The 394-nt window shown below is 52.3% G+C and carries 1 rRNA gene; it reads left to right on the top strand.

Annotated elements, in window-relative coordinates:
• Positions 1–108 precede the first annotated feature (108 nt).
• A 5S ribosomal RNA gene (gene rrf / locus PL597_RS26135) occupies positions 109–223 on the top strand.
• The last annotated feature ends 171 nt before the right edge of the window (positions 224–394 follow it).

The raw sequence follows: 394 nt of genomic DNA, 5'->3' as shown, positions 1-394 counted from the left end.
CGATTGGCGTCCCCCGTGAGCGACAAGCGAACGGGATAAGGCATGCCAATCCAAAAAAGCAATCATATGTTCATGCGTTCCGCATGAACATATGTTGCGTTTTGCCGACCTGGTGGTTATCGCGGGGCGGCCGCACCCGTTCCCATTCCGAACACGGCCGTGAAACGCCCCAGCGCCAATGGTACTTCGTCTCAAGACGCGGGAGAGTAGGTCGCTGCCAGGTCTGCAAAACGCAACTCAAAATCTTCTCAATCACACTCTTCGGCCCAGCCGACAAAAAGGGCCGCTACATGCGGCCTTTTGTCATTCAAGGCAAAGATTTAAAGGCAATAAAAATGGCGTACAAAATCAGGTGCGCCCCTTAAAGGAGATAAATTGCTCCGCAATTTACTCC

The sequence above is a fragment of the Agrobacterium sp. ST15.13.013 genome, assembly GCF_027956525.1.
GTDB classification, from domain to species: domain Bacteria; phylum Pseudomonadota; class Alphaproteobacteria; order Rhizobiales; family Rhizobiaceae; genus Agrobacterium; species Agrobacterium salinitolerans.
Note: the sequence above shows the minus strand (reverse complement) of the source record. Positions and strands in the feature narration are given on the sequence as shown.